The sequence below is a fragment of the Burkholderia sp. ABCPW 111 genome, from assembly GCF_000773065.1.
GTDB lineage: Bacteria > Pseudomonadota > Gammaproteobacteria > Burkholderiales > Burkholderiaceae > Burkholderia > Burkholderia savannae.
The window spans coordinates 43,208-70,162 of the sequence record NZ_JPWT01000036.1 but is presented as its reverse complement, the minus strand read 5'-3'; the positions used below and the strand labels follow the sequence as shown (position 1 = coordinate 70,162).

Annotated in this window: 18 protein-coding genes; 9 read left to right on the top strand and 9 right to left on the bottom strand. The window is 71.3% G+C overall.

All coding sequences use genetic code 11. The features are described from left to right. Nucleotides 1–596: 596 nt before the first annotated feature. Nucleotides 597–1,907 carry a sensor domain-containing phosphodiesterase gene (locus tag X946_RS05555; protein ID WP_038744786.1) on the top strand — a complete coding sequence of 437 codons (1,311 nt, stop codon included), beginning with the start codon at nt 597–599 and terminating at the stop codon, nt 1,905–1,907. A gap of 230 nt (nt 1,908–2,137) precedes the next feature. Here X946_RS05555 and arfB read toward each other — a convergent pair whose 3' ends face one another. From arfB to recC, 4 genes are read right to left on the bottom strand one after another with little or no spacing between them, the layout of a single operon-like run. Continuing rightward, nucleotides 2,138–2,542, bottom strand: a complete 405-nt coding sequence (gene arfB / locus X946_RS05550) for an alternative ribosome rescue aminoacyl-tRNA hydrolase ArfB (RefSeq protein WP_038744785.1) — start codon at nt 2,540–2,542, stop codon at nt 2,138–2,140. After that, entirely contained in the window at nt 2,539–5,190 is a 2,652-nt protein-coding gene (locus X946_RS05545; protein ID WP_038744784.1) for an AAA family ATPase, read from the bottom strand. Before X946_RS05545 ends, arfB begins: the two co-directional genes overlap by 4 nt. Then, on the bottom strand, nt 5,187–9,005 hold the full coding sequence (recB, locus tag X946_RS05540) for an exodeoxyribonuclease V subunit beta (protein WP_038744783.1): 3,819 nt from the start codon (nt 9,003–9,005) through the stop codon (nt 5,187–5,189). The genes X946_RS05545 and recB overlap by 4 nt, the downstream gene beginning before the upstream one ends. Next, nucleotides 9,002–12,352, bottom strand: coding sequence for an exodeoxyribonuclease V subunit gamma (recC, locus tag X946_RS05535; protein WP_038744782.1), 3,351 nt, complete (start codon nt 12,350–12,352; stop codon nt 9,002–9,004). Before recC ends, recB begins: the two co-directional genes overlap by 4 nt. Nucleotides 12,353–12,374: 22 nt before the next feature. Between recC and X946_RS33235 the strand changes: the two genes are divergently transcribed. The 4 genes from X946_RS33235 to X946_RS05525 are packed head-to-tail and all read left to right on the top strand — an operon-like array spanning nt 12,375 to nt 16,591. Beyond that, nucleotides 12,375–12,710 (top strand): hypothetical protein, encoded by a 336-nt coding sequence (locus tag X946_RS33235; protein WP_152611633.1) that lies wholly within the window; start codon nt 12,375–12,377, stop codon nt 12,708–12,710. Between the two features lie 55 nt (nt 12,711–12,765). Further along, complete coding sequence (locus X946_RS05530; RefSeq protein WP_038744781.1) at nt 12,766–15,042, top strand: FUSC family protein; 2,277 nt, start codon at nt 12,766–12,768, stop codon at nt 15,040–15,042. Next, the gene (locus X946_RS30280; RefSeq protein WP_081989369.1) at nt 15,039–15,230 is read left to right on the top strand and encodes a rod shape-determining protein MreB; all 192 of its coding nucleotides are present in this window, start codon (nt 15,039–15,041) and stop codon (nt 15,228–15,230) included. The genes X946_RS05530 and X946_RS30280 overlap by 4 nt, the downstream gene beginning before the upstream one ends. Then, nucleotides 15,227–16,591, top strand: a complete 1,365-nt coding sequence (locus X946_RS05525; RefSeq protein WP_038744780.1) for an amino acid permease — start codon at nt 15,227–15,229, stop codon at nt 16,589–16,591. Before X946_RS30280 ends, X946_RS05525 begins: the two co-directional genes overlap by 4 nt. 130 nt (nt 16,592–16,721) lie before the next feature. Here X946_RS05525 and X946_RS35615 read toward each other — a convergent pair whose 3' ends face one another. Next, complete coding sequence (locus X946_RS35615; protein WP_038744779.1) at nt 16,722–16,898, bottom strand: hypothetical protein; 177 nt, start codon at nt 16,896–16,898, stop codon at nt 16,722–16,724. 240 nt (nt 16,899–17,138) lie between these two features. On the opposite strand from X946_RS35615, the gene X946_RS05515 reads away from it, so the two are divergent. From X946_RS05515 to X946_RS05505, 3 genes are read left to right on the top strand one after another with little or no spacing between them, the layout of a single operon-like run. Continuing rightward, the gene (locus tag X946_RS05515) at nt 17,139–18,179 is read left to right on the top strand and encodes a Fe(3+) ABC transporter substrate-binding protein (RefSeq protein ID WP_038744778.1); all 1,041 of its coding nucleotides are present in this window, start codon (nt 17,139–17,141) and stop codon (nt 18,177–18,179) included. Further along, complete coding sequence (locus X946_RS05510) at nt 18,169–19,881, top strand: ABC transporter permease (RefSeq protein WP_038744777.1); 1,713 nt, start codon at nt 18,169–18,171, stop codon at nt 19,879–19,881. Before X946_RS05515 ends, X946_RS05510 begins: the two co-directional genes overlap by 11 nt. Before the next feature lie 10 nt (nt 19,882–19,891). Then, nucleotides 19,892–20,662: an ABC transporter ATP-binding protein gene (locus tag X946_RS05505; protein WP_038744776.1), complete on the top strand. Its 771-nt coding sequence runs from the start codon at nt 19,892–19,894 to the stop codon at nt 20,660–20,662. Between the two features lie 208 nt (nt 20,663–20,870). Here X946_RS05505 and X946_RS05500 read toward each other — a convergent pair whose 3' ends face one another. Continuing rightward, nucleotides 20,871–21,338, bottom strand: a complete 468-nt coding sequence (locus X946_RS05500) for an Lrp/AsnC family transcriptional regulator (RefSeq protein WP_038744775.1) — start codon at nt 21,336–21,338, stop codon at nt 20,871–20,873. Nucleotides 21,339–21,484: 146 nt separating this feature from the next. On the opposite strand from X946_RS05500, the gene X946_RS05495 reads away from it, so the two are divergent. Further along, nucleotides 21,485–22,105: a cysteine dioxygenase family protein gene (locus X946_RS05495; protein ID WP_038744774.1), complete on the top strand. Its 621-nt coding sequence runs from the start codon at nt 21,485–21,487 to the stop codon at nt 22,103–22,105. A gap of 417 nt (nt 22,106–22,522) precedes the next feature. Here X946_RS05495 and X946_RS05490 read toward each other — a convergent pair whose 3' ends face one another. From X946_RS05490 to X946_RS05480, 3 genes are all read right to left on the bottom strand, one after another. After that, nucleotides 22,523–25,087 (bottom strand): mechanosensitive ion channel family protein, encoded by a 2,565-nt coding sequence (locus X946_RS05490; RefSeq protein WP_060821949.1) that lies wholly within the window; start codon nt 25,085–25,087, stop codon nt 22,523–22,525. 435 nt (nt 25,088–25,522) lie between these two features. Then, on the bottom strand, nt 25,523–26,164 hold the full coding sequence (locus tag X946_RS05485; protein WP_038744773.1) for an NAD(P)-dependent oxidoreductase: 642 nt from the start codon (nt 26,162–26,164) through the stop codon (nt 25,523–25,525). Between the two features lie 322 nt (nt 26,165–26,486). Continuing rightward, nucleotides 26,487–26,948: an Rrf2 family transcriptional regulator gene (locus X946_RS05480; protein ID WP_038744772.1), complete on the bottom strand. Its 462-nt coding sequence runs from the start codon at nt 26,946–26,948 to the stop codon at nt 26,487–26,489. Between the last annotated feature and the right edge of the window lie 7 nt (nt 26,949–26,955).

Sequence of the window (26,955 nt, the reverse complement as noted above, 5' to 3'; positions counted from 1 at the left end):
CGACGATCTCTCATGTTTCAGACGCCATGGTTCGCCCGACAAGCGAATGATCGGGCGCTGCCGCCCGGCACCGGTAGCAAACGCGCGCTGCAAGCAGTGAATGCGCCGACCCGCGGCGCACGCGCAACCGTTTGTCCGCCGGCCGAAGGCGCGCGGCCCGATCCGCAGTGCGCGGCCGACGTGCGTCCGGCGTCGCCCGTCTGAACCGACTGGTGAGTCGGATTCGCCTCGATCGGCGCGCAGCCTCGCCCGTCGCCACGGAAAATCCGCGAATACCCCCGTTCCGGCGACGCCGCACGGATGTCGGAATCCCCCGCCCCGCCGGCCTCCGTCGGCTCGCCGCCGCTTCGTGCGCGCGCCTCGTCGGCCGCCGCGAGCCGGCGCTCGCCCGGCCCGCGACGCGACATTGCGACGCCGGGTTAAGCGTATCCCCGATGCGCAAGACCCACCGACATTCGTTACACTCGATTCAATTCCCCGCCGGACAGCAGAAATGACGCGTATCGTCTTTCGCCGCGTGGCCTTCCCCAGCGCTCGCGCGCACGTCCGCCGCGCGATGCGCGCCGTTTTCCGCTCATAGCGGCGAAGCTGACAACATGCCGAAAACGCAGGGGCTCTCACTCGAAAGCCTGCTCTCGCAGCTCGCCCGCTGCGACGATGGCTGGTGCGCGCAATATCACGATGTCGCCCTTGCAAGCGCCTTTCAGCCGGTGATTTCGATCACGCACAAGCGCGTCGTCGGCTACGAGGCGCTTGTGCGCGCGACCGACGCGAACGGCGCGCCGATCTCGCCCGACACGCTGTTCGCGCGCGCGCAGGCGCGCGGCGAGACGATGCTGCTCGACCGGATGACACGTTGCCTGCATGCCGCGAACTTCGCCGCGCAGGATACGGGCACGTGCTGGCTGTTCCTGAACGTGCTGCCGCAGATGTTCGACGCCGGCGTCGCGCCGCGCGAATTCATCGAGGCGCTCTGCGCGCACTTCAAGCTGCCGCCGACGCGCGTGGTGCTCGAGGTGATCGAGCAGCCGTCGCGCAACGAGGCCGCGCTCGCCTGCACGCTCGACATGATCCAGCACGGCGACTTCCTGATCGCGATCGACGATTTCGGCACCGGCTTCTCGAACTTCGATCGCATCTGGCAAATGAAGCCCGACATCGTGAAGCTCGACCGCTCGATTCTCGAGCGATCGCTCGCGGCAAGCGACGCGCACCGGATCGTCCATCATCTCGTCACGATGCTGCACCATGCGGGCACGATGGTGCTCGCGGAAGGCGTCGAGAACGAAGACGCGCTGCAGATCCTGATGGACGCCGACGTCGATTTCGTCCAGGGCTTCTGCTTCGGCCAGCCGGATCAGTCGATCGAGCGCGCGCGCAGCGACGCGCCGGCGCGCATCGAGGCCGCGTGGAAGCGTTTCGCCGAGCGCGCGAAGGAGCGGCGCAGCGACGCCGTGCACCCCGGCTTCGACACGATCGAGCGGATCGTGCTCACAGGCGCCGCCGACTATACGCAGACCCGCAATTTGCGCGGCACCGCGCAGCGGCTGCTCACGAATTCGATCGTGCGGCGCGTGTTCATCGTGGAGGCGAACGGCGAGCAGATCGAGCCGTCCGTCACGGCCGAGACGCCGGATACGCCGGACGCGACGACGCGCCGGCTCGCGCCGCTGCTGCCGGACTTGCACAGCAACTGGTCGCGGCGCGCGTACTTCCAGCGCGCGATCGCGGTGCCCGGACGCGTCGCGCTGATGGGGCCGCACTTCTCGCTGACGGACGGCCGCGACTGCTACACGGCTGCCGTCGCGATCCATCTCGAAACGACGCTGAAGGTGTTCTGCGTCGACTTCGATTTCTCGTCGTCGGGCGAGGACGAGGGCTACGGCGAGGGCGAGGGCGAGGGCTAGGGCTGGGGCGAGGGCCAGGCACGGCGACACGGTCGCGCATCGCGTTCGGCGCACGGGACGAGGGTCTTCGGGATGCACGGGATGCAAACGCCGCCGCTCGAGGCATGCGGCGACATCGGCGAAACGGCGGTTGCGCGAATTTGCCCGCCGCCATCGCGCCGAGCATGACCGCTAACGGCCGGCGCATGCCGACCGCAAACGGCGCACCGCACCCGGAAGGCCGAACGCGTTCATTCGATGACCCTGCCGCGCCCGGACTTCACCTCGCCGCGCCGGCTCTTCTCCGCAAGCCGGCGTTCCTTCGACGCGCGCGTCGGCCGCGTCGCGACCCGCTTGCGCGGCGCGACGCCCGCGCCGCGGACGAGCGTGTCGAGCCGCGCGAGCGCGGCCGCGCGGTTCTTTTCCTGCGTGCGGTACTCCTGCGCCTTGATGACGACGACGCCCTCGCGCGTGATCCGCTGATCGGAACGCGCAAGCAGCCGCGCCTTCACTTCATCGGGCAGCGACGATGCGCGAATGTCGAAGCGCAGGTGAATCGCGCTCGACACCTTGTTGACGTTCTGCCCGCCCGCGCCTTGCGCGCGCACCGCGCTCAGCTCGACTTCGTCCGGCGAGAATGCGTAATGCAGCGTCATCGCGCCGCCTCCTGTCGGGCACGCAGCGCGTCGGCGATCCGCGCGGCGAGGCCGGAGTCGCGCGCCGTACGCGTCGCGATCGCGAGTGCGAGCACGGCGCGCGAGCCGATCACCTGCACGCGCGAACGCGCGCGCGTGATCGCCGTATAGACGAGCTCGCGCGACAGCACACGGTTGAACGACGCCGGGAGAATCAGCGCCGCGTCGTCGAACTCCGAGCCCTGAGATTTGTGGACGGTCAGCGCGAACGCCGTGTCGTGCGGCGGCAGCGCGGCGGGCGACACCGCGCGCGCGCGGCCGTCCGCGCCGCGGAACCAGACGCGCAGCGCACCGCGCGCGTCGGGCAGCGCAATGCCGATGTCGCCGTTGAACAGCCCGAGCGCGTAATCATTGCGCGTCACCATCACGGGCCGCCCCGCGAACCAGTGCGCGCCGATCGCGAGCGGCACGCGCACCGCGCGGCGCACCTCGGCCGCGATGAGCGCGTTGACCTCGTCCGCGCCGCGCCCGCCCCTGCGCGTCGCGCAAAGCACGCGAAAGCGGTTGAGCACGTCGAAGAGCGGCAGCGGATCGGGCTCGGCCGTCGCGAGCGCGTCGCGCAGCGCGGCCGCGTAGCCGGCGAACCCCTGCGCGAGCCGCTCGATCGTCGCGGCCGACAGCGTCGCGCCGCCATCGTCGAAAAAGCGCGCGGCCGCGTCGTCTTCCGTCGACAGCGCATCGAGCGCGTCCTGCACCGCGCCGCTGCGAATCGCCAGCGACAGTCTGCCGATCGGCGAGTCGAGGCCGAAACGATAATTGCGTTCGAGCCAGACGACGCAGTCGGTCAACGGCGCGACGGCGGGCAGCGCCGACGATGCGGGCCCGGCGGGCATCGTCGATATCGCTTCTTCCGGTTCGGCGTCAGGCTTGACGCTCGCGGCCGTCAGTCGACCGGCACGCGTGCGCTCGCCTGCATCGGCGGCCGCTGCGGTTCGCCGCGCATCGGATGCGGTATTCGTCGATGCGGGTTCGGGCGCCGGAAAATCCGCGTCGTCGAGCCACGCGAGTTCGCCCGCGTCGATCCACGCGGCCGGCTCGCCAAAGGATGCGCCCCACGGCAAGCCGTCGGGGAATCCTTCCTCGGCCTTCGCCTGCGCGCCCTTTGCGTGCTCGACGCGATGAACGCGTTGCGGGCCCGACGGCGAGTGCGACTGCGGCGTGTTGCGCCGATTTCGCGGATCGTCGACGAATGCGGATGCACCGCCGCCCGGCTGATCGGTGCCCGGCGTGTCGCCGCCCGGCACGTCTTCGTCGTCGAATGCGAACAGCGATCCCTGCGCGTCGTCGACGGCCTGTTTGGTTCCGCGCATGCCGCCGCGCCGGCCCGCGCGTGGCGACGCCGCGCTCGGCGCGGATACCGAAACGGCTTTGGCCGACGCAGCGGCGGCCGCCGCTCGCGCAGCCCGAGCGGCGTCGCCAGCCGACGCGAAAGCCGTTGCGTCCGCATCGACCGAAGCCGCGCGCGTATCGGCGCCCGTTTCCGCGTGCGTCGTCCCGGCCGCGCCGCGAGCGAACCCGTCCGGCAGCGCCGCCGCGAACTCGGCCTCGCCGATGCCGAGCGCGCGCGCGATCGTCGCACACGCCGTCGCGCTGAACGCGGGCTGCGCGCTCAGCTCCGCGAACACCGCGCCCGCCTCGACGGCCGCGAGCTGATCCTTGTCACCGAGCAGCACGAGGCGCGTGTTCGGCGCGAGCGCGTCGAGCAAGTGCGCGGCGAGCGCGACGTCGATCATCGACGCCTCGTCGACGACGACGAGATCGTACGGCAACGGGTTGTCGCGGTGATGCGCGAAGCGCCCGTTCGGGCCGCCGCCCAGCAGCCGGTGCAACGTATAGGACGTCTGCGGCAGGCGCGTCGCGAGCTCGGCCGGCAGGCTGCCGGCGCGCGCGTGCAGCGCCTCCTGCATCCGCTGCGCCGCCTTGCCGGTCGGTGCGGCGAGCGCGATTCGCAAGTCCGGATGCGCATCGAGCAGGCATGCGATCACGCCGACGACGGTCGTCGTCTTGCCGGTGCCCGGCCCGCCGCTCACGATCGTCACGCGGCCCGTGAGCGCGACGAGCGCCGCGACGCGCTGCCAGTCGACGCCCCGCTCCTTCTGCGGCCCGAAATAGCGGGCGAGCCGCTCGCCGAGCGCATCGGGCGCGTCGGATGCGAGCCCGCCGGCGCCGCCCGACGATGCGTCGCCGGCGAGACGGCTGCGCGCGACGAGCGCGCTCGCAAGGCGCGTCTCGTATTCGAAGTAGCGCGCGAGATAGAGGCGCGCGTCGCGATCGACGACGAGCGGGCACTCGCCGCCGCGCGCGATCGCGTCGAACGCGGTCACGCCGCTCGCGGCGAGCGCGTCGCGCACGTCGTCGAACGGCTCGTCGTAGCGCTGCGCGAGCGCGCGCAACGACACGCACACGTGCCCCGCCGCCGTCGCGCGGCTCGCGGCGAACGCCGCGCGCGCCGCCCAGCGCGCCGCCGCCGCGGGCGCGCCCAGGCGGCGCGACAGCATCCCGATGCGGCGCGCGAAGCCCTCGGCGAGCGCGAGCCCGAAATCGGCCGGCTCGGGCAAGCGGTCGGCGAGGCCGCCCGTCCATGCGAAGCGATCGTCGACCGTGGTCATGCAGCCCCCTCGCGCATCAGCGCGTCGAGCGCCTCCACCAGCGCGCGCGCCGGCCGGCGCACATGCACGCCGGCCGGCGCGCCGCCGCTGCGCCAGTCGGGCCGCACGCCGCGCACGAACAGGTACAGGTAGCCGGCGATGTGCGTGTCGTAGTCGTAATCGCGCACGCACACGCGCAAATAGCGATGCAGCGCGACCGTATAGAGCAGCGCCTGCAGGTGATACGCGTGGTGCGCCATTGCGGCGTCGAGCGCGCGCTCACCATACGCGTCGGGCGTCGTGCCGAGATGGTTCGATTTCCAGTCGACGATCCAGAAGCGGCCGTCGTGCTCCACGATCATGTCGATGAACCCCTTGACGAATCCGGCGAGCGTGCCCGCTTCGAGCGCGACGTCCGGATAGCCGTGTACGGCGAGCAATCGCCGCAACGCGTTGAAATCGAGCGCGGGCGCCGGAAACAGGAACTCCATTTCCGTCAGGCGCCGCGCCGGATCGAGCGCCGCCAGGCGCATGCCCGGCACGAGCTCGGCGGCGGCGAGATCGGCGACGAGCCGCGTCATCATCGCGGGCAGCCGCTCGGCAAGCGCGAGCTCGGCTTCGACCGGACGCTCGTGCAGCGCGCGCAGCGCGGCCGCCGGCCATGTCGACGCGTCGGAAAAATCGCTCAGCTCGAAAAGCCGGTGCAGGCATTCGCCCGCCGCCGCGCCGCGCGGAAACGCGAGGATGTCGTCTTCCGCGGGCTCGGGTGCGGCCGCGGCCGCCGCTCGCGCGACGGCATCGGGCGCGCCCGCGTCGACCGCCGCATCGGGCGCGTCGGCGAGCGCGTCGTGATCGGGCCGCATCTCTTCGTCGGCGACGCTCGCGACGCCGCTTTCCTCGCGCGCGATCGCCGACGTCAGCGAGCTGAAGCTCGCGATCCGCCATGCGTCTCTCAGCCCGCGCGTCGCGCGCCGCGCCGCTTGCGTCGCGCTCGCGTCGTGCCCGGCCGCGAGCGGCTCGCGATGCGCGGGCACGGGCAGCGGGCCGAGCGTCACCGGACCGCTCGCGAGCGCCTGCCAGCGCTCGGCGAGCTCCGCGTCTTCGGGCGGCTCCTTCAGCCACGCATCGAAATCGCGTCCCGCGCCCGCGACGAGCCAGTTCAGCACGCTGCGCCGCGCCTCCTTCGTCGAACGCGACGATACGTAGGTGCCCGCGACCAGATAGCACCGATAGACGGCGCGCGTGAGCGCGACGTAGACGAGCCGCGCGCGTTCCGCCGCCTGCTCGCGGATCGCCTCGCGCGACGCGCGCTCGGCCGCCTCGTCGTCGCAACCGTAATGCAGCACCGCGCCGCCCGCTTCGTCGTGATACTCGCGCGCGTCCGGCAAGCCCGAGCCGCCGGGCTCGCGCAGCCCGCCGTCGTTCAGGAAAGGGCAGAACACGATCGCGTATTCGAGCCCCTTCGACTTGTGCACGGTGACGATCTGCACGAGGTTGCGATCGGATTCGAGCCGCAGTTGCGCGTCGTCTCCGCCGCCTTCGAGGCGCTGCGCGGCGAGCCAGCGCAGTGTCGGCGCGATGCCCGGCTGCGCGGACGCGCGCGCCTGCGTGAGCTCGGCCAGATGATTGATGTCGGTCACGCGCCGCTCGCCGTCGGGGCCCGCCATCAGGCGCTCGGCGATCCGCAGCTCGTTGGCGAGCGTGCGCCACATCACCGCGAAGCCGCGCTCGCGCCACAGCAGCCGGTAGCGCGAGAAGCGCTCGACCCAGCCCATCGCGTCGGCGTCCGCCGAAGGCTTCGCGGATGCGCCCGCCGATGCGCGCGCGCGGCCGTCGCTTTGTCGTGCGTCACCCGCCTTCGCGTCGCGCTCGGCCCCTTCGGCATCGCCCTGCGCCGCATCGCCCTGCTCGAGGCGCCAGAGCGCCGCCGCGTCGAGCCCGAACCAGTCGGACGCGAGCGCCGAGCGCAGGCGCCGCAAGTCGCCGGGCGCGTCGATCGCGGCGAGCACGCGTTCGAGCTGCTCGGCGTCGATCGTCGCGAACACCGACGCCTGCGCGAGCTCGACGCTGCCGATGCCCCACGCGGCCAGCACGCGCTTCACGAGGCTGCCCTGCTTGTGAGTCTGCACGAGCACCGCGATATCGGACGCCGCGATCGGCTCGCCGCCGAGCGTCGCCTCGCGCGCGCGCGCGCCGCGCATCAATCGCGCGATCTCCGCCGCGCACGCATGCGCGGCGCGCCGCTGCGCGTCGCGCTTCGTCAGCGCGTCGTCGCCGGCGGGCAGCGTCCACACGCGGAAATCGCCCGCGCCCGCGAGCGGATCGGTCGCGTCGGCGAGCGGCGCGCGCACGCGCGAGCCGGCGCGCACCGGCTCGTAATCGAGCCCGTCGAGCACGAACGCACGCGGGTTCGCGCTGAACACGCGGTTGCACGCGTCGACGATCGCGGGCGTCGAGCGCTGGTTCACCGCGAGCGTGTAGCGTGCGGATGCCCGTGCGCGCGCGGCGAGATACGTATGCAGGTCCGCCGCGCGGAAGCTGTAGATCGCCTGCTTCGGATCGCCGACGAGAAAGAGCGGGCCGACGGGCGCGAAGATCGTGTCGAAGATCGCGAACTGCAGCGGATCGGTATCCTGAAACTCGTCGATGAGCGCGGCCGGATAGCGCGCGCGCAGCGTCTCGCGCAACCACGGATGCGCTTCGAGCGCGCGATACAGGTTCGTGAGCAGATCGTCGAACGACACGACGCGGCGCGTGCGCTTGCGCTGCGCGAGCTCGGCGGGCGCCGTGTCGAGCCATTGCGCGACGAGCGCCAGCCAGCGCCCGCGCTGCGCGGCCTCGACCGCCGCGACGGCCGCCTCGAGCGCCTGCGCGACGTCGAAGAACGCGTGGCGCGGCGTCGCGCCGCCCTTCTTCGTCGCCTTCTCGAGCGCGGCCTGCGTGAGCTTGAGCGCCGCGCGCGGCAATGCGGCCACCGCGCTCGCCTGCTCGAAATAGCGCGCCCACGCGTCGAGCGCCTCGGCCACCGCTTCCGGCTTGTGCGAGCGCTGGTTCAGCGACGGCTGCGCGTCGGCGAGCAGCGCGTCGAGCGCGCCGCGTTCGTCGCGCCAGATGCCCGCCGCCGTGTCGAAGTGCGCGCGCGCGGCGGCGGGCGCGTCGTCGTCGGCCGTGTGCAAGCCGTCCCAGCGCAGCTCGGCGAGCGGCTTCTTCAGCCGCCGCGCGAGCTGCGCGTCGAGCGCCGCGGGCCCCGCGCCGTATTCGACGAGCCATTCGGCGAACGCCGGATGCTCGGCCGCGACCGGCTCGACGCGCGTGCGCCAGAAGTCGGCGGCAAGCTCGAAGCGCAGCGCGCCGTCGTCCGCCTCCATCTCGAACGCGAACGGCATCGCCGCCGCGAACGGCGCTTCCTGCAGCGCGCGCTGGCAGAACGCGTGGATCGTGTGGATCGCCGCCTGATCGAACGCGCGCAGCGCACGACGCACGCGCTTGGCGGCCGTCTGCGGATCGAGGCCGCATTCGGGCGATAGCGTCGTCTCGAACAGGCGCGCGACGAACGGATCGCCGCCGTCGTCGCCGGTGTCGAGCGCATGCGCGAGCTGCGCGAGGCGAGCGCGAATCCGCTCGTGCAGCTCGGCCGTCGCCGCCTTCGTGAAGGTGACGACGAGAATCTCGTCCGCGCCGAGATCCTTTTCGAGCAACAGGCGCACGTACAGCGCGCAAATGTTCCACGTCTTGCCGGTGCCCGCGGACGCCTCGATCTGGTTCACGCCGTCGAGCCGGCACGCGAAGACGTCGAGCTCGCGCGGCAACGCGGCGGCCGGTGCGGCGCGGCTCATGACGCCCTCCGCAGATGCTCGACGAGCGGATCGAACACGAGGTGCGCGAGCGCGCCGAACGGCTCGTCGAGCGACGGATTCGCGCCGCGCCATGCGAGCGCGAGCGCCGCGTCGTCGGCCTCGCCCGCGACGCGATCGTTGATCCATACGCCCGCCGCCTTCGATTCGCTCTCCGACACGAGCGCCCAGGCGCTTCTCGGAAAAAACGCGAGCGGCATCCGGCGGCCCGCGCGGAACAGCGCGGCGAGCGGCGCGAGCCGATCGAGCGGCGCGGCGACGGGCGCGAATTCGAACGTATCGCCGCTGCCGAACCACAGCGTGCGGCGCGGCCCGTCGGGATCGATCGTGCAGTAGACGAGATGCGCGAGCCACGCGGACAGATAGTCGCGCGCGCCCGGCCGCGCATAGCGGTAGATCACCTGCCCCGCCGGCGTGAGCCGCGCGAGCGCGCCGTGCAGCCGCAGCGGCTCGCGCGTCGCGGAGGGCGCGAGCTCCGCATCGTGTGCGCCGAACCACGGCGCGTCGCCCGCCGCGGGCCACACGGGCGCGATCTCGAACGCGAACGGCACCCGCATCGCGCCGTCGGCGAGCGCGCGTCGCACGTTGCCCGCGAGCTGCGCGAGCGCGTCGAGCTCGTGGTCGCGCCGCACCGCGCCCGTCGCGCCGCCCGGCACCTCGGGGCTCGCGTCGGCGACGCGCAGCGCGTGCTCGAACGCCGCCGCGTCGGCCGTCTCGACCAGAAGCGGCAGCACGCGTTCGGCGAGCGCGTCGCTGCCCGCGTAATCGAGCTCGAACGGCTCGATATCGACGAGCTCCGCCTGCGCGTCCGCGAGCACGATGCCGAGCCGCGCGCGCAGCAGCGAGCGCGCCGGATGGCGCCAGAAGCGCTCGAAATCGGCGAATGCGACGGGCTCCGCAGGCTCGGCCGGCAGCGGCGCCGAGAAAAACGGCCGCGCCGCGGCCTGCGCGCCTTCGGCAAGCAGGCGCGCGAGCGTCGCGCGCGACGCGTCGTACGTGAACAGCGCGCCGCCCGGCGCGAAGTATTCGGCCGAGAACGGCTGCAGCGGATGCTCGATCACGTAGGCGCGGCGAGCATCTTCGATCGCATCGGGCGATGCGTCCGGGCCGGCGGACACGGTCGCCAGATGGTCGAGCAGCTCGTCGACGAGCGCCGCGGGCGGCAGCGGCGCATTGTCGCGAATGCTGCGGCCCGTGTACGCGATCAGCAGACGGTCGCGCGCGGCGAGCAGCAGATCGAGGAACAGGTTGCGTTCGTCGTCGCGGCGCTGCCGATCGCCGAGCTTCGCGAACACGGCCATCAAGTCGAATTCGTCCGCGCGCGTGAGGCTCGGCAGCACGCCGTCGTCCATCCCGATCAGGCACACGACGCGATACGGCAGCCCGCGCAGGCTCGTGAGCGACGAGAACGTGACGCCGCCCCACGGCACGCCGCCGCGCGCCGGATCGTCGAGCGCGGCGGCAAGGCCCGCGCGCACGACGGCGGCCGGCATTTCGACGTCGCCCGCCCCTTCCGCCATCGCGGCGAGCATCGCATCGAGCGCGTCGCGCACGCCGGACAACGCATCGGCGAACGCCGGGCCCGAATCGAAGAAGCGCGCGAGCGCATCGGCGAACGCGTCGCCCCAGCCTTGCGGCGTCAGATCGGCGGCGATCCGCTTCGCGAAACCGTCGAGGTCGTCGGTGAAGCGCGCGAGCCGGCCGAGCAGCTCGGCCTCGCCGCCTTCCGCGCCGGAGATCGGCAGCCACGCGGCAACGGGCGCCGCGCCGTCGGGCATCGCGTAGCCGAGGAAGAGCCGCGTGAGCGCATCGGCGAATGTGTGGCGCGGCGCGGGCACGGCGGCGTCCGCGCCCGCCTGTTGCGCCGCGTCGGGCGCGAGCCCGCGCCGCGCGCCCGACGCGGCAAGCCATGTCTGCACGGTCTCGAGCGCCGCCGCGTCGATGCCGTAGCGCGCGGCGATCGCATCCACGCGCAGCCATTCGACCAGCTCCGGCGCGCCGACGTTGCGCTCGGGCAGCGCCAGCCAATCGAGCAGCACGCGCGCGACGGGATTCGCCTGCGACGGCGGCAAGCCGGTAATCCGATACGGGATGCGCGCGGCGTCCGAGCCCGACGAGGTGCCGAACGCCGCGTCGACGAGCGGCCCCGCCGCCGCGAGATCCGGCATCGCGACGAGCACGTCCGACGGCGCGAGGCTCGGGTCCGCGTCGAACCACGCAAGCAGCCGATCGTGCACCACCTCGAGCTGGCGCGCGAGGCTGTGGCACACGTGCACTTCGATGCCGCGCTCGGCGGGGCGCGCGCCGAGCGCGTCCTCCGGCTGCAGGTCGAGGATCGCGTTCTGCACGCGCGCGAGCCACGTCGGCGCGGGATTCTCCGCGTAGCGCGACGCGTCGCTCGCCGCCGCGCTCTCGGTCAGCTCGTGCAGCATGTGCAGTTGCGCCTGCGTCTGCCGCCCCCATTCGGCGAGGAGCGGATGGCCGACTTCCTGATAGTCGAGCTGCCCGGCCGCGTCGAGCGACTCGGCGCGCGCGGCGGTGACGATGTCGAACCAGAATTCGCGGCACGGATTGAGCGCGTAGATGCGCACGTCGATCCAGCGCGACAGCTCGCGCAACAGCGCGACGTGCAGCGGCGGCATCGTCGGCAGCGCGAACACGCTGACCGACTCGGGCCACTTCGCTCGGGCCTGCGCGATCACGTCGGAACCGAGCGCGCCGACGTCGCGCAAGAACCGGTGCGCGGGCGGCATCCCGCTGTCGGACAGCTCGGCGAGAAGCGCGCGCCAAAGCGCCGCCTGCCACCCCTCGTCGTCGCGCGCGGCCTCGCCGCCCTGACGCGGCGCGCCTTCGAGCGCGAAGATCGATTCGCCGTCCTGCCATTGCGCGAGCCACTCCGGACGATACGTCAGATAGTGGTCGAACACGGTCGCGACCCGGTGCGCGAGCTCGTGGCGCATCGGCGCGTCGGCCGCGGCCAGATAGGCGGCAAGCCGCGGCGACGCGCGCCAGGGCTGCGCGCCGTCGCCGGACAGCAGCCGGTAGCAGCGCCACACGAGGCGATCGGGCGCGAACGGAGAATGCACGGGAACCGTCAGCACTTCGCCGATCTGCGCCCACAGCCATTGCGCGAGATAGCTGAAGCGGAGGTTCGCGCACACGCCGTGGCGCTTCGCGATGTCGAGCTCGAGCCGCCGGCGCAGCGCCGCGCTCGGCACGATCACCTGCTGCGCGGCCCACGGCCCCGCGCCGTCCGACGCGACGGCGAGATCGTCGAGCAGCGCGTCGGCAAGCGTCTCGTGGCGGTTCGAGTAGAAGAGATGGAGCATGAAACGGAGCAAAGGACGCCGGATGGACGGCCGGCCAGTCGAGGAGCCAAGGATAGCAAAGCGCGAAGCGCGCGAGAACCTGGCCGATCGGCCGATCCTCGCTTTGATCCAGCTTCGATCGCGCTTCGATCCCGCTTCGATCCGCGCCTCGATCCCGCGCCGTTGCCGCATCGGCAAGCGCGACGCGCGCGGCCCGGCCGAATCCCGGCCCGTGTCCGCGCGCCGTCGCGGCCCGACGCGCCGGCGACGCGCCGGCGACGCGCCGAACCTGCGGCCCGCCCGGCGGTCTGAGCCCGAACGCGCGAACATCAGGCGCCCGGCCCCGAAACGCGGCTTTCGCGACGCGGAAATACGATAGACTCGTCGCCAACCAGAACACCCCGACGCCCCGTCGCCAGCTCACTCGCCCATCGATGCGCTATTCGGTCGAAATCAGAAAGTTTTTCTACAGCCAGTATTTCTTCGGCGGCCTACGGATCGCGCTCGGCGTCTCGCTGCCCGCGGTGCTGAGCCTCATCGTGCTGCACGACCGCGAGCTCGGCTTCACGATCGCGACGGGCGCGCTCGGCGCATGCGTCGTCGACATGCCGGGCCCGCTCAAGTACAAGCACAACGAAATGCTCGCGTGCAGCGTGATCGGCTTCTTCTCCGCGCTCGCCACGGGGCTCGCGACGCCGAACATCTTCGCGCTGTGGCTCACGATCGTGCCGCTCACGTTCATGCTGTCGCTCATCGTCGTCTACGGCAACCGCTGGCCGCAGATCAGCTTCGCGACGCTGTTCATGATGGTGATGACGCTGGAGGAAAAGTTCACGCCGCTGCAGGCGCTCGTCAACGCGTCGTGGATTCTCGCGGGCGGGCTCTGGTACACGTACTGGGCGACGCTCGTGTCGCGCTGGCAGGCGCGCCGCATCGAGCAGCAGGCGCTCGCCGAGAGCCTCTTCGCATGCGCGTCGTACCTGCTCGCGCGCGCGGATTTCTACGATCTCGACGCCGACCTGGACGAGTGCTACCGCAATCTCGTCGCCAAGCAGATCACCGCGGTCGAGACGCAGGAAACCGCGCGCGACATCGTGCTGCGCAACCTGCCGAAGCTGCGCCGCGGCAAGCTCGATCCGGGCCGCACGATGATGTTCAACCTGTTCATCAACAGCGTCGACCTGCACGAGATGTTCGTCGGCGCGCACACCGATTACCCGCTCGTGCGCAGCACCTTCGGCGGCTCGGATCTGATGATCTTCTACCGCGACCTGATCCGCAAGGCGGCCGCCGATCTGGAAGAGATCGGCTTCGCGGTGCTCGAGAACCGGCTGCCGCATTCGCGGATCAGCGTGAAGGCCGAGCTGCGCGCGATCGAATACGAGATCGAGCTGATGCGCAAGAAGCAGTTCGCGGCGACCAACCCGGAAGCGTACGCGGCCGTGCTCGCGACCTTCCGCCGAATCTGGAGCGCGACGCGCCTGATCGACAAGATGCGCCGCAACCTGTCGGGCAGCGCCGACGCGCAGCGCACCGAGCTGAAGATCGACAAGGCGCTCACGCGCTTCCTGCAGAAGCGCCGGATGTCGCCGCTGCTCATCTTCTCGAACCTGAACATGGGCTCGCCGAGCTTCCGGCATGCGCTGCGCGTGACGATCGCGGTCGCGGTCGGCTTCTGGCTCGGGCGGCTCCTGCCGCTCACGAACGCGTACTGGATCGTGATGACGAGCATCATCATCCTGAAGCCGGGCTACTCGCTGACGAAGCAGCGCAACGTGCAGCGTATCGTCGGCACGCTGATCGGCTGCACGGCGAGTCTCGCGCTCATCTACACGGTCCACGAGCCGCACGTGCTGATCGCGTTCATGTTCGCGTCGATGGTGATGAGCTACAGCCTGCTGCTCTTCAACTACGCGGCGAGCGTCGTGTTCACGTCGTCGTACGTGCTGCTCCTCTTCCACCTGCTCGCGCCCGGCAACATGCGGATCATCGGCGAGCGCGCGATCGACACCGTCGTCGGCTGCATGATCGCGATCGCCGCGAGCCGGCTGTTCCCGTACTGGGAATACCGCGCGATCGGCAAGCTCGTCGCCGACACGCTCACGACCACCCGCAAGTACTTCGAAGCGACGTGGCGCGCGGGCCGCGGCAAGACGGCGGCCGCCGTGCCCGCGGCCGACGGCGCGGCGGCCGTGCCAGCGGTCGCGGCCGTCGTCGATGCCGCGGCGCCCGGCCTCGACGGCGACTACCCGTACCGGCTCGCGCGCAAGAACGTGCACATCGCGTTCGCGAACCTCGGCCAGGCGTTCCAGCGGATGATGCTCGAGCCGAAGGCGCACCAGAGGTTCGTGCCGGAGCTGAACGACCTGCTCGTGCAGACCCACGTGCTCGGCGCGCAGATCACCGCGGCCGCGCCGCTGCTGCGCCACGCGTGCGAGCAAGGCAACCCGCCCGCGCTCGAGCGCGGGATGGCCGCCGTGCGCGAGCATCTCGAGCAGGCGGAGGCCGGCGCGCCGCCGCCGTCGAACCAGGCCGAGACGAGCAAGCAGTTGGCGCGCGAGCTCGATTCGATGGTCGTCGACGCCGAGCGCTCGGACGCGAGCGCCGATCTCGCGCACGACCTGAAGGTGCTCGCGCATCAGTGCAAGCAGATGCTCGCGTCGTCGCTGCTGATCCGCAAGGACGCGAGCGTGATCCGCCTGCCCGAGTGAGTCGCCCGCGTCCCCCTTTCCCCTGCACCGTTTCGCGCCGCGCACGCACTCAGGGATTCCCTGACTACTGCGCACGCGCGCCGATTGGTATGATCTTTCCCGCGCCAAGTTGTCTATACAACTTCACGGGCGCGAGCGCCGGGCCGCTTCGTCCGGCCGACGACACCAATCATTCGGAGACACGATGAAGAACTTGCAGCGCCATCTGAGCGCGCGGCACATCCGCTTTCTCGCGCTCGGCTCGGCGATCGGCACGGGCCTCTTCTACGGCTCGGCGTCCGCGATCCAGCTGGCGGGCCCCGCCGTCATCCTCGCGTACATCCTCGGCGGCGCGGCCGTCTACATGGTGATGCGCGCGCTCGGCGAAATGGCCGTGCGCGAGCCCGTGCCCGGCTCGTTCGGCCACTACGCGACCGAGAACCTCGGGCCGTTCGCGGGCTTCGTCACCGGCTGGACCTACACGCTCGAGATGGTGATCGTCGCGATCGCCGACATCACCGCGTTCGGCATCTACATGGGCTTCTGGTTTCCGGACGTCCCGCAGTGGATCTGGGTGCTCGCGATCGTCGCGATCATCTGCGGGCTCAATCTGTGCCACGTGAAGGTGTTCGGCGAGCTGGAATTCTGGCTGTCGATCATCAAGGTGGGCGCGATCGTCGCGATGATCGGCGGCGGCGCCGCCATCCTCTTCACCGGGATGAAGCTCGGCAGCGGCGGCGCGCCGTCGGTCGCGAACCTGTGGTCGCACGGCGGCTTCCTGCCCAACGGCGTGGGCGGGCTCGTCGCGTCGCTGTCGGTGGTGATCTTCGCGTACGGCGGCATCGAGGTGATCGGGATGAGCGCCGGCGAGGCGAAGGAGCCCGAGCGCGTGATTCCGCGCGCGATCAACGCCGTGCCGGTGCGCATCCTGCTCTTCTACGTGCTGACGATGGTCGTGCTGATGTCTATCTTCCCGTGGACGGGCGTCGGCTCGAGCGGCAGCCCGTTCGTGCAGATCTTCTCGGCGCTCGGCGTGCGCTCCGCGGCCGAGATCCTGAACCTCGTCGTGATCAGCGCGGCGATTTCCGCGATCAACAGCGACATCTTCGGCGCGGGCCGGATGATGTTCGGGATGGCGCTGCAGGGCCAGGCGCCGCGCGCGCTCGCCGCGACGTCCGCGCGCGGCGTGCCGTGGGTCACGGTGCTCGTGATGGCGGGCGCCCTCCTCGTCGGCGTCGTGCTCAATTACCTGATGCCGAAGGACGTGTTCCTGATGGTCGCCGCGATCGCGACGTTCGCGACGGTCTGGGTCTGGCTGATGATCCTGCTGTCGCAGGTCGCGATGCGCCGCCGGCTCAGCGCGGCCGAGACCGCCGCGCTCAAGTTCAAGGTGCCGTTCTGGCCGCTCGGCCCGGCGCTCACGATCGCGTTCATGGCGTTCGTGATCGCGATGCTCGGCTATTTCGACGACACGCGCGTCGCGCTCTTCGTCGGCGGCGCGTGGCTCGCGATCCTCGCGCTCGTGTTCTACACGCGCATCCGGCCGCGGCTCGCGGCCGTCGCGCGCTGACGCGACATCCGAACGCCCGCGCGCGGCCGAACGCCGGCGCACGGCGTGCGCCCGCCGGCGCTCAGACGCTCAGACGCTCAAGCGCTCGGGCGCACGCAGGCGCGGGCGCGCCGCCTCCGCCCGCCGGCGCTCAGCCGTGCGCGGACGCCGCGCTCGGCGCCGACGACGTTTGCGGATGCGCTTCGTCGTATTCGCGTTTCTGCGAAATCGCGTTGTACAGGACCGTGCCGATCACGAGCCCGATGACCACGACGATCAGGATCGCCACGCCGAAAACCGGATTCTTCTTGCTGCGCGGGTCGTTCATCGCCTGCTGCGCTCCGTCAAAAAATCGTCAAGCCGGCATTCTACGCGCAACCGCGTGCGCATCGCGGCCGGCCGCGCGCCGCCCGATTCGTCAGTTTTTTGCAAACGGCTCGCATTTGTGAATCATTCCCGTTTCGCATTACAATCAAAATCTTTCAATTTGTAATGTTTGCTCCGCGAAGGCCGCATGCCCCGCCTGCCGGAGCGTTCGTCCATCGCACGTCTTTCGCCGGAGCCCTCCATGTTCCTGAAGCCAGTCCGTCCGCCGCTGCGCGCGCTCGCACTCGCGTTTGCGCTCGCCGCCGCGCCCGCCGCGCACGCCGCGAACGAAGTCAACCTGTACACGACCCGCGAGCCGAAGCTGATCCAGCCGCTCGTCGACGCGTTCGCGAAGCAGAGCGGCATCGCCGTCAACACGGTGTTCGTCAAGGACGGCCTGCTCGAGCGTGTGAAGGCGGAAGGCGCGCGCTCGCCGGCCGACGTGCTGATGACGGTCGACATCGGCAACCTGCTCGACCTCGTCGACGGCGGGCTCACTCAAGCGGTGCGCTCGCGCTCGCTCGACGACGCGATTCCCGCGAACCTGCGCGGCGCGGGCGGCGACTGGTACGCGCTGTCGCTGCGCGACCGCGTGCTGTACGTCGACAAGAACATGAAGCTCGACGCGATCACGTACGAATCGCTCGCCGATCCGACCTGGAAAGGCAAGGTCTGCATCCGCTCGGGCCAGCATCCGTACAACACCGCGCTCGTCGCCGCGATGATCGCGCACGACGGCGAGGCCGCGACCGAAAAGTGGCTGCGCGGCGTGAAGGCGAATCTCGCGCGCAAGGCGACCGGGGGCGACCGCGACGTCGCGCGCGACATCCTCGGCGGCATCTGCGACGTCGGGCTCGCGAACGCGTACTACGTCGGCCACATGAAGCACGCGGAGCCCGGCACCGACGCGCGCAAGTGGGGCGACGCGATCAAGGTCGTGCGCCCGACGTTCGCGAACGCGAAGAGCGGCGGCACGCACGTCAACGTGAGCGGCGCGGCCGTCGCGAAGCACGCGCCGAACAGGGACAACGCGGTGAAGCTGCTCGAATACCTCGCGTCGCCGCCCGCGCAGGCGCTGTACGCGCAGGCGAATTACGAATACCCGGTGCGCGCGGGCGTCGCGCTCGATCCGGTGATCGCCGGCTTCGGGCCGCTCAAGGTCGATCCGCTGCCGCTCGTCGAGATCGCGAAGTACCGCAAGCGCGCGAGCCAGCTCGTCGACAAGGTCGGCTTTGACAACTGACGTCGACGCCTTCGCCGCGCGCCGCTCGCGTTCGCGTTCGCGCGTGGACGCGCGCATTCGCGCGTTCGTCCGCGGTATCGCTGCGCGCGGCTGGCTCGCCGCCGCGGCAGCGATCGCGGCGCTCGTCGCGACGCCGCTCGTCGCGCTCGCGTGCGCGGCGCTCGGCGCCGATCTGTCGCACTGGCGGCACCTCGCCGAATTCGTGCTGCCGCAAGCCGCGGCGAACACGCTCGCGCTGCTCGCGGGCGTGGGCGCGATCGTCACGTGCGTCGGCACGGGCGCCGCGTGGCTCGTCACCGCGTACGACTTCCCCGGGCGTCGCACGCTCGCGTGGGCGCTGCTGTTGCCGCTCGCGGTGCCGTCGTACATCGTCGCGTTCGCGTATCTCGACCTGCTCCACCCGATCGGCCCCGTGCAGAGCGCGCTGCGCTGGGCGCTCGGCTTCGACGGCCCGCGCGAGTTCCGCCTGCCCGACCTGCGTTCGCTGCCGGGCGCGATCGGCGTGCTCGGCTTCGTGCTGTATCCGTATGTCTATCTGTGCACGCGCGCGATGTTCGTCACGCAATCGGCGAGCCTCGTCGAAGCCGCGCGCACGCTCGGCGCGGGCCGCATCGAAACCTTCTTTCGCGTCGTGCTGCCGCTCGCGCGGCCGGCGATCGCGGTCGGCGCGAGCCTCGCGCTCCTCGAGACGCTGAACGACGTCGGCGCCTCCGAATTCCTCGGCGTGCAGACGCTCACGGTTTCCGTCTACACGACGTGGGTCACGCGCTCCGATCTCGCGAGCGCCGCGCAGATCGCGCTCGCGATGCTCGCGATCGTGCTCGGCGCGCTCGCGCTCGAACGCTACGGCCGCCGCCGCGAGCGCTACGCGCACGGCAGGCGGATGCGCGCGATCGAGCCGCAGCGGCTGCGCGGCGCGGCCGCCGTCGGCGCGGCCGCGGCGGGCTGGCTGCCCGTCGTCGTCGGCTTCGGCGCGCCCGCCGCGTATCTGGTTCACGAAACCGCGAAGCGCCTGCATCTCGTCGGCGGCGTGTCGAGCCAGCTGCTCGCGAGCCTCGCGAACACGCTCGCCGTCGCGCTCGCCGCGACCGTCGTCACGCTCGCGGGCGGGATCGTCGTCGCGTGGGCGACGCGACGCGCGCGCGACAGCGCCCGCTTCCAGCCGGGCCGCATCTGCGCGCGGCTCGCGAGCGTCGGCTACGCGGTGCCGGGCACGGTGCTCGCGATCGGCCTCCTCGCACCGCTCGCGCTCGCCGATCGCGCGATCGCCGCCGCGTTCGGCCGCGACGCGCTCGTGCTGATGGGCTCGGCCGCCGCGCTCGTGATCGCGTACGCGATCCGCTTCCTCGCGATTCCGGCGGGCGGCATCGAGGCCGGCCTCGCGCGGATTCCGGCGTCGCTCGAGCAAGCATCGCGCACGCTCGGCGAATCGGCGGGCATGACGCTCTGGCGCGTGCATCTGCCGCTGCTGCGCCCGGCGCTCGGCGCGAGCGCGCTCCTCGTGTTCGTCGACGCGATGAAGGAGCTGCCCGCGACGCTGCTCCTGCGCCCGCTGAACTTCGACACGCTCGCGACCTGGCTCTACGCGGAAGCCGCGCGCGGCACCTACGAGGAAGGCGCGGTCGCGGCGCTCGCGATCGTCGCGGCGGGCCTCGCGCCCGTGATCGTGCTCGCGCGCACCCAACTGAAATCCGGACCCTGAAAGGCACACCATGCTGCTCGAACTGAACGCCGTCACGCTCGCCTACGACACGCCGCGCGGCTGGCGCACGGTCGTCGACCGCCTGAATCTCGCGCTCGAGCGCGGCGCGATCGGCTGCCTGCTCGGCGCGTCCGGCTGCGGCAAGACGACGGTGCTGCGCGCGATCGCCGGCTTCGAGCCGGTGCGCGCGGGCGAAATCGTGCTCGCGGGCGCCCCGCTCGCGAGCCGCGACGCAGACGTGCCGCCCGAAAAGCGCCGCGTCGGCATGATGTTCCAGGATTACGCGCTGTTCCCGCACCTGTGCGCGCAGCAGAACGTCGAGTTCGGGCTGCGCCGCACGCCGAAGGCGCAGCGCCGCGCGCGCGCCGCGCAGATGCTCGAGCTCGTCGGCTTGGCCGATGCGGCGAACGCGTATCCGCACGAGCTGTCGGGCGGCCAGCAGCAGCGGATCGCGCTCGCCCGCGCGCTCGCGCCGTCGCCGGAGCTGCTGCTGCTCGACGAGCCCTTTTCGAATCTCGACGTCGACACCCGCGAGCGGCTCGCGTTCGAAGTGCGCGACATCCTGAAGGCGGCGGGCCACACGGCGCTCTTCGTCACGCACAATCAGGCGGAAGCGTTCGCGCTCGCGGACCGCATCGGCGTGATCGCCGACGGCCGGCTCGCACAGTGGGACGCGCCGTACAACCTCTATCACCATCCGGCGAGCGGGTTCGTCGCGGATTTCGTGCGGCGCGACGCGCTTGCCGACGAGCGCCGGCGCGCGCTCGAGCGGGGGCGTTGAGCGCGAGCGACGCGCGGCGCCGTTCGGCACGCGCATCGGGCACGCGTGTCGGGCGCAGACGGTCGGCGGGACATCGCGCCGCCGCGTCCGGCATTCGGGGCATCGCGCACGGCCGCCGGCTCGCCGCCCCGTCAACTGTCGATCGTCAACCGTCAACCGTCAGCAGTCAGCAGTCAGCAGTCAGCAGTCGGCAAGCGGCAAGCGGCAGTCAGCGCGCGTCGCCGTCGCGCACGGGCAGCGCGGTCGAGTACTTGATCTGCTCCATCGCGAACGACGAGCTCACGTCGAAGAGCGGCACCGAGCGGATCAGCTTCTTGTAGATGCGGTCGTAGTCGTCGATGTCGGCGACGACTACGCGCAGCAGATAGTCCGTCTCCCCGCTCATCCGGTAGACCTCGACGACTTCCGGCATGTCGCGCACGACCTGCGTGAAGCGCGCCGCCCACTCCTCGGTGTGCTGGTTCGTGCGCACCGCGACGAACACCGTCGTGCCGACGCCGAGCTTGCGCGGATCGCACAGCGCGACCTGCGCGCGAATCGCGCCCGCCTCCTTGAGCCGCTGAATCCGCTTCCAGCACGGCGTCTGCGACAGATTCACGCGCTGCGCGAGTTCCGCGATCGGCAGCGTCGCGTCCTCCTGCAGCAGCTCGAGCAACTTACGATCGATCGCGTCCATTTCCCCAGTCCGTAGCGAATAGAAAATTATTCTATTCATTGTTCGCATGAGGGAACAATATGGAATCCCTTTCTCCAAGTCGACCGGTATAAATACGTACCGGACCCGCGCAACCTCGCCGCGGGACATGAACGACCGAGCCAACGATGAATCACGCCGCCTCTTTTCTCCCGCACGCGCCGGATGCGCATCCGAAACCGCGCGAGCGCGCGCCGTCGGCGATCGAGCGTTTCTGCGCGCGGCTCGACGCGGCGTTCGACTCGCTCGCCCGAGAGTCCGCGCCCTCCCGCCATCCGGCGTTCGCGCGCGAGTTGCGCATCGCGCTCGCGCAAGCCGCCGCGACGCCCGACTTCCTCACGCCCGCGCAACGCGAGAGCGGCGCGGCGGGCTATCGGCGCCATTTGCTTGCCGCCGATCCGGGCGGCCGCTATGCGGTCGTGTCGCTCGTCTGGGAGCCGGGCCAATGGAGCCCGGTGCACGGCCATCATGCGTGGTGCGGCTATGCGGTGCTGGAAGGCAAGCTGACCGAGATCGTCTACCGCTGGAACGATGCGGCCTGCTGCGCGGTCGACGCGCGCAGGCACGCGCGGCCGACGGGCGCGGTGTCGTACGTCCGCGCGGGGCGCGAGGCCATTCACCGGCTCGGGCACGCGGGCGCGCCGGCCGACGCGCCCGCGATCTCGCTGCACGTGTACGGCGTGGCGGGCGAACGGGTGGCGACGCACGTAAACGACGTCGTCGCGGTCGGCGCCGGCGCGCATGCCTGAGGGCGTGATCGCCCGTGCCCACGCGGACGACGCGGCGAAGCCGCGATTCGACGCCCCGGCGTTCGCGGCCGAGCATGCGGGGTTGCTTGGGCGCGACCATGTCGCGCCGTGAAACGGAGGTGACGGGGGCGCGGCGGCGTGATCGAGCCGTTTGAGTTTGAGCGCCGTTTGAGCGCCGTTTGAGCCGTTTGAGCCGTTTGAGCCGTTTGAGCCGTTTGAGCCGTTGGAGCCGTTGGAGCCGTTGGAGCCGTTGGAGCCGTTGGAGCCGTTGGAGCCGTTGGAGCCGTTGGAGCCGTTAGAGCCGTACGCGCCATCCGAACCCGCCCGGCACCGGCCGTCATGAGCATCGTCCCCCGCAACTCATCGCACCAGCCGATACCTGCGGCACGCCCGGCAGGACACGCCCCTCACACACCGTCACACACCTTTCGCGCCCCGCTCGCCCGCTGCCGCTGCCCGGGCATCGGTGCGCTTCCCGCCGCTGCCTTCGGCGCCAGCGGCCCGCCCTTCGCCGCCGCGCCCCATATCGTCGCGCGCGTCGCGCGCCGGATCGCGCGCATCTTCGCGCGTCGCGTCCTCGGCCGCGGCGCCGCCCGCCGTCGTCGAATACACGTGCATCTGCGGCAGCGGAATCTCGATGCCGGCGTCGTCCATCCGCCGCTTGATGCGCGCGTTGAACGCGCGCATCACGGTCGACTGCTGCTGCGGCCGCGTGCGGATCTGCCCTTTGACGATCATCCAGTTCGGCTCGAAGCGGTCGAGCCCCCACACTTCGACCGCGCCGAGCATCAGCCGGCGCACCGCGCCGTCGCTCCACAGATCCGCGCCCGCGTCGCGAATCAGCCGCGTCACCTGGTCGAGATCCGCCGAGAACGGCGCGCGCACTTCGAACACCGCGCAGCCGTAGTCGCGCGACAGGTTCTTGACGATCTTGATCTGCGAGAACGGAATCGAATGCAGCGCGCCCTGCCCGTCGCGCAGCCGCACCGTGCGGATCGTCAGATGCTCGACGGTGCCCGCGTGGCCGCCGTCCACGTCGATCCAGTCCCCGACCGAAATCGTGTCCTCGACGATGATGAAAAGCCCGGTGATGAGATCCGACACGAGCGACTGCGCGCCGAAGCCGACCGCGAGGCCGATCACGCCCGCGCCGGCGAGGAGCGGCGTCACGTTGATGCCAAGGTTCGCCGCCGTGACGATCGCGGCGACGGTGACGATCGTCACGAATGCGACGTTGCGCACGAGCGGCAGCATCGTGCGCGCGCGCACGCTCGGATTGCGGGCCTTGCCGCGCGAAGTCGCCGAGCTGAGCGCCTCGAGGATCGCGGTGTCGACGACGATCCACGCGAGCCACGCGACGAACAGCGTGACGACGATCGCCGTCACCGCCTGCGCGATCCCGCGCGCGGCGACGCTGTGCTCGACGATCCGCGCGAGCGAGATGCCCCACAGACGCGACGTGAGCTCGACGTAGCCGAGCCAGATGAAGAGCGTCGCGAGCGAGCCCGCGAAGCGCACGAGCCGCGCGACGTACACGGAGCGGTGGCGCCGCTTGCGGTGGACCGGATTCGGGCGCGTGACGCGCAGCACGACGGCCGACAGGAAGAACGCGAGCACGAGCAGCAGCGCGCTCACGATCGAGGTGCGCAGCAGATCGGACGACGAACGGCTGACGAGCAGAGTGCCGGCGACCGCCGCGAACGCGAGCACCAGCACGGGCGCGGGCCAGAGCGCGGCCGCGAAGTCGGCCATCTCCGTCGTCGCGCGATGCCCCGTGCGCTGCGCATGGCTGCGGTTGCGGATCAGGTGCGCGACGGGCCGCCGGTATGCGACCGCGAAGCACGCGCAGAGCACGGCGGCCGTCATGCTCGACGCGGTCGACACGAGGCTCGACAGGTCGAGGCCGAGCTGCCACGCGACGTCGCGGTTGAGCGCCGCGTCGCCGAGCGCGCCGAACGCGCCGATCAGGCGCAGCAGCCGCCACGAGCGCGCGATCAGCACGCGCCCCGCCGCGCGGCGGTGGCCCGAGCTGAACAGCGCGAACATGATGAGGCACAGCGACGCGAACACCGAGCCCGACACGATCGCGTACGCGGCGACGAGCGCGAGCGTGCGGCCGAGCGAATCGGGCAGCCCGCGCGCGATCGCGAGCACGGCGACGAACGACACGATCCACGGCCCGACGCGCCGCAACGCGAAGATCAGCATCTCCTTCGCGCTCGGATTCGGATCGAGCTTGACCGTGACGCCGTGGCGCGCCCAGAAACCGTGCTGCGCCCAGATCAACAGCGCCGCGCACGCGAGCCAGCCGGCCAGCATCAGCACGAGATCGAGCAGGATTCGCGTGCTCGGCTGCGGGCCCGCGCCGCTCGCGAGCCCGTAGAGCTCGCGGCCCGCCGCGCGAAAGCGCGCGGACCAGTAGCGCAGCGGCGTGTCGCGCTCGCGCAGGCTCGCCTCGACGGACGCCATCCCCGACGCGATCGCGCCGAGAAGCCCCGCGCCCGCCGCGCCGGACGCCGCCGCCGGTGCCGATGCGGCCTGCCCGGCCTGCGCGACGAGCGCCACGCTGCGCAATTGCTTGAGCTGCGCGACGAGCTGCGTACGCTGCCGGTCGTTGTCGAGCATGCGGATCACCGAGTCGAACGAGCGCGCGATCTCGGCGGCGCTCGCCGGCGACGGCGCGGCCGCCGACGCGCTCGCCGCGGCTGAGGCGCCCGATGCCGGCGCGGCGGCGTCCGACGCGGCGGCGGGCGCGATCAGCTTCTGGAAGGTGGCGAGGCCCGGATTGGTCGCCGCTCGCGCGGCGAACGGCGCGACGGCGAGCGCGAAGCCGACGGCGGCGAGCGCGAGCGCGGCAGCGCGTGCGCTCGACGGGGTCGATCGCCGCCCGCTCGGCCGCGATGCGATCGACGGGCAAGCGGCGAGCGCGGCGAGAACGACGGCGGCGCCGCGCGCGAAGAGCGAGCGAGGCGAAATCGGCATGCGATCGTAGGAGTGGTGACGACGATCGCCAGTGTAGCCCCAACGCGCGCATGCGCCGCCCGCTTCGCGGGTAGCGCGCCCTGAACGACGGCGCGCGCGTCGCGCCGGCGCGAACCGGCGCGACGCGCGTGCGGAAGAACGCCTCGGCTGACGCGCTCGGTCGACATGCCTGGCCGAATGCTCCCGCCTGGCGCTTCGGCATGCCCCTTCGCCACGACCCTTCGGCGTGCCACTTTCGGGCTAGCGCTTCGGGCTAGCGCTTCGAACTCGGGCTAGCGCTTTGGACTGCCCATTCGGCGTGACGCTCCCGGCCCGACACTTCCGGCCGGCCCCTTCGGCGATGTCGCCCGGCCGGACCACCCGGCCGAACGCCATCGCCCGGCCGCTCCGCTCCGAGCGAACGCCGCGCGCGTCGCGCCGGCGTCCGCGCCGCGATCAGTACGCGACCGTCGCGGCCTGGCGCACGAAGCGGCTCTGCTCGATCTCGTCGACGAACGCGACCGCGTAGTCTTCGACCGAGATCTTGCTGTTGCCGTCGGCGTCGACGATCAGCTTGCCCTCGCCCGTGCGGAACTGGCCGGTGCGCTCGCCGGGCGCGATCAGCGCGGCGGGCGAGAAGAACGTCCAGTCGAGGTCCTGCACGCTCGCCAGGTAGTCGTACGCGTCGCGGTGCGCGAGCGCGACGGCCTTGTACGCGTCCGGGAAGCCCTCGGCATCGACAAGCTGCTTGCCGGGCGCGATTTCCAGCGTACCCGCGCCGCCCACCACGACGACGCGCTTCACGCCCGCCTTGCGCGCGCCCTCGACGAGCGCCCGCGCGGCGGCGGCGACCTTCGACGCGTCCTCCTGCTTCGGGCCGTAGGCGCTCGCGACGACGTCCTGCCCCGCGAGCGCGGCGGCGATGCTCGCCGGATCGAACAGGTCGGCCGCCTTCACGGTGACGTTCTGCGCGCCCGCCGCCGGGTTGCGCGACAGCGCCGTCACCTGGTGGCCGCGTCGCGCCGCCTCGGCCGCGATTCGCGAGCCGATCATGCCGGTTGCGCCGAACAAAGCGATTTTCAAAGTACGTTGCGTCATGTCGATTCTCCTGGTTGGCGAATATGTAACTATATCAATTACATATTCAATCGAAAAAAGAGGGACCCACGATCCCCATCATAGTCAATTCATCCGCCCGTCGTGACCGCCGGGCGGCATTTCATCGGGCAGCAAAGCCCTTGGCGTTCATCCTGCGCCCGCCCACAACGGGCCGACGGCGAATCCCGATACGGCTCGCAGCCGCAGCGCGCCCGACATCGCGCGCTTTGCCGCTTTGCCTTTCGCCGCATCGCCGCTTCGCCGCATCGCACCCGTCCACGCGAACCTTCAAGCGGCCGAGCACGCTCCGCCGCGCAATCGCTCACGCGCTCGTCTGCCGCGCCCCGCCCGGCTGCCCGGACGCCTCCGAGCGCAGCACGTCGGCCGACACGTCGGCGAGCGTGCGCGTCGCGAGCGAGGCCTCCATCGCCCGCTGCGCGTCGCCGATGTAGCCCGTCAGCGCGCCCTGGATGTGCCGCCCGACGAGGCAGGCCGGATTCGGCGCCTCGCGGTGCAGCGCGAAGAGCTGCGCATCGTCGACCGCCCGGTAGACGTCGAGCAGCGTGATGCCCGACGGCTCGCGCGCCAGCAGCGCGCCGCCGCCCGCGCCGAGTTGCGACGTCGTGAGCCCCGCCGCCGCCAGCATCGACAGCAGGCGGCGAATCAACGCCGGATTCGTGTTCACGCTGCCCGCAATCACGTCAGACGACAGCGGCACGCCTTCCTGCATCGACAACAGCGCGAGCACGTGAACGGCAAACGCGAACCGGCTGCTCGTATTCATGATTCAC

Bases quoted from the DNA above. Each gene is read 5' to 3' on its own strand.
- X946_RS05555 (WP_038744786.1), top strand. From the start codon at position 597: ATGCCGAAAACGCAGGGGCTCTCACTCGAAAGCCTGCTCTCGCAGCTC.
- arfB (WP_038744785.1), bottom strand. From the start codon at position 2,542: ATGACGCTGCATTACGCATTCTCGCCGGACGAAGTCGAGCTGAGCGCG.
- X946_RS05545 (WP_038744784.1), bottom strand. From the start codon at position 5,190: ATGACCACGGTCGACGATCGCTTCGCATGGACGGGCGGCCTCGCCGAC.
- recB (WP_038744783.1), bottom strand. From the start codon at position 9,005: ATGAGCCGCGCCGCACCGGCCGCCGCGTTGCCGCGCGAGCTCGACGTC.
- recC (WP_038744782.1), bottom strand. From the start codon at position 12,352: ATGCTCCATCTCTTCTACTCGAACCGCCACGAGACGCTTGCCGACGCG.
- X946_RS33235 (WP_152611633.1), top strand. From the start codon at position 12,375: ATGGACGGCCGGCCAGTCGAGGAGCCAAGGATAGCAAAGCGCGAAGCG.
- X946_RS05530 (WP_038744781.1), top strand. From the start codon at position 12,766: ATGCGCTATTCGGTCGAAATCAGAAAGTTTTTCTACAGCCAGTATTTC.
- X946_RS05525 (WP_038744780.1), top strand. From the start codon at position 15,227: ATGAAGAACTTGCAGCGCCATCTGAGCGCGCGGCACATCCGCTTTCTC.
- X946_RS35615 (WP_038744779.1), bottom strand. From the start codon at position 16,898: ATGAACGACCCGCGCAGCAAGAAGAATCCGGTTTTCGGCGTGGCGATC.
- X946_RS05515 (WP_038744778.1), top strand. From the start codon at position 17,139: ATGTTCCTGAAGCCAGTCCGTCCGCCGCTGCGCGCGCTCGCACTCGCG.
- X946_RS05505 (WP_038744776.1), top strand. From the start codon at position 19,892: ATGCTGCTCGAACTGAACGCCGTCACGCTCGCCTACGACACGCCGCGC.
- X946_RS05500 (WP_038744775.1), bottom strand. From the start codon at position 21,338: ATGGACGCGATCGATCGTAAGTTGCTCGAGCTGCTGCAGGAGGACGCG.
- X946_RS05495 (WP_038744774.1), top strand. From the start codon at position 21,485: ATGAATCACGCCGCCTCTTTTCTCCCGCACGCGCCGGATGCGCATCCG.
- X946_RS05490 (WP_060821949.1), bottom strand. From the start codon at position 25,087: ATGCCGATTTCGCCTCGCTCGCTCTTCGCGCGCGGCGCCGCCGTCGTT.
- X946_RS05485 (WP_038744773.1), bottom strand. From the start codon at position 26,164: ATGACGCAACGTACTTTGAAAATCGCTTTGTTCGGCGCAACCGGCATG.
- X946_RS05480 (WP_038744772.1), bottom strand. From the start codon at position 26,948: ATGAATACGAGCAGCCGGTTCGCGTTTGCCGTTCACGTGCTCGCGCTG.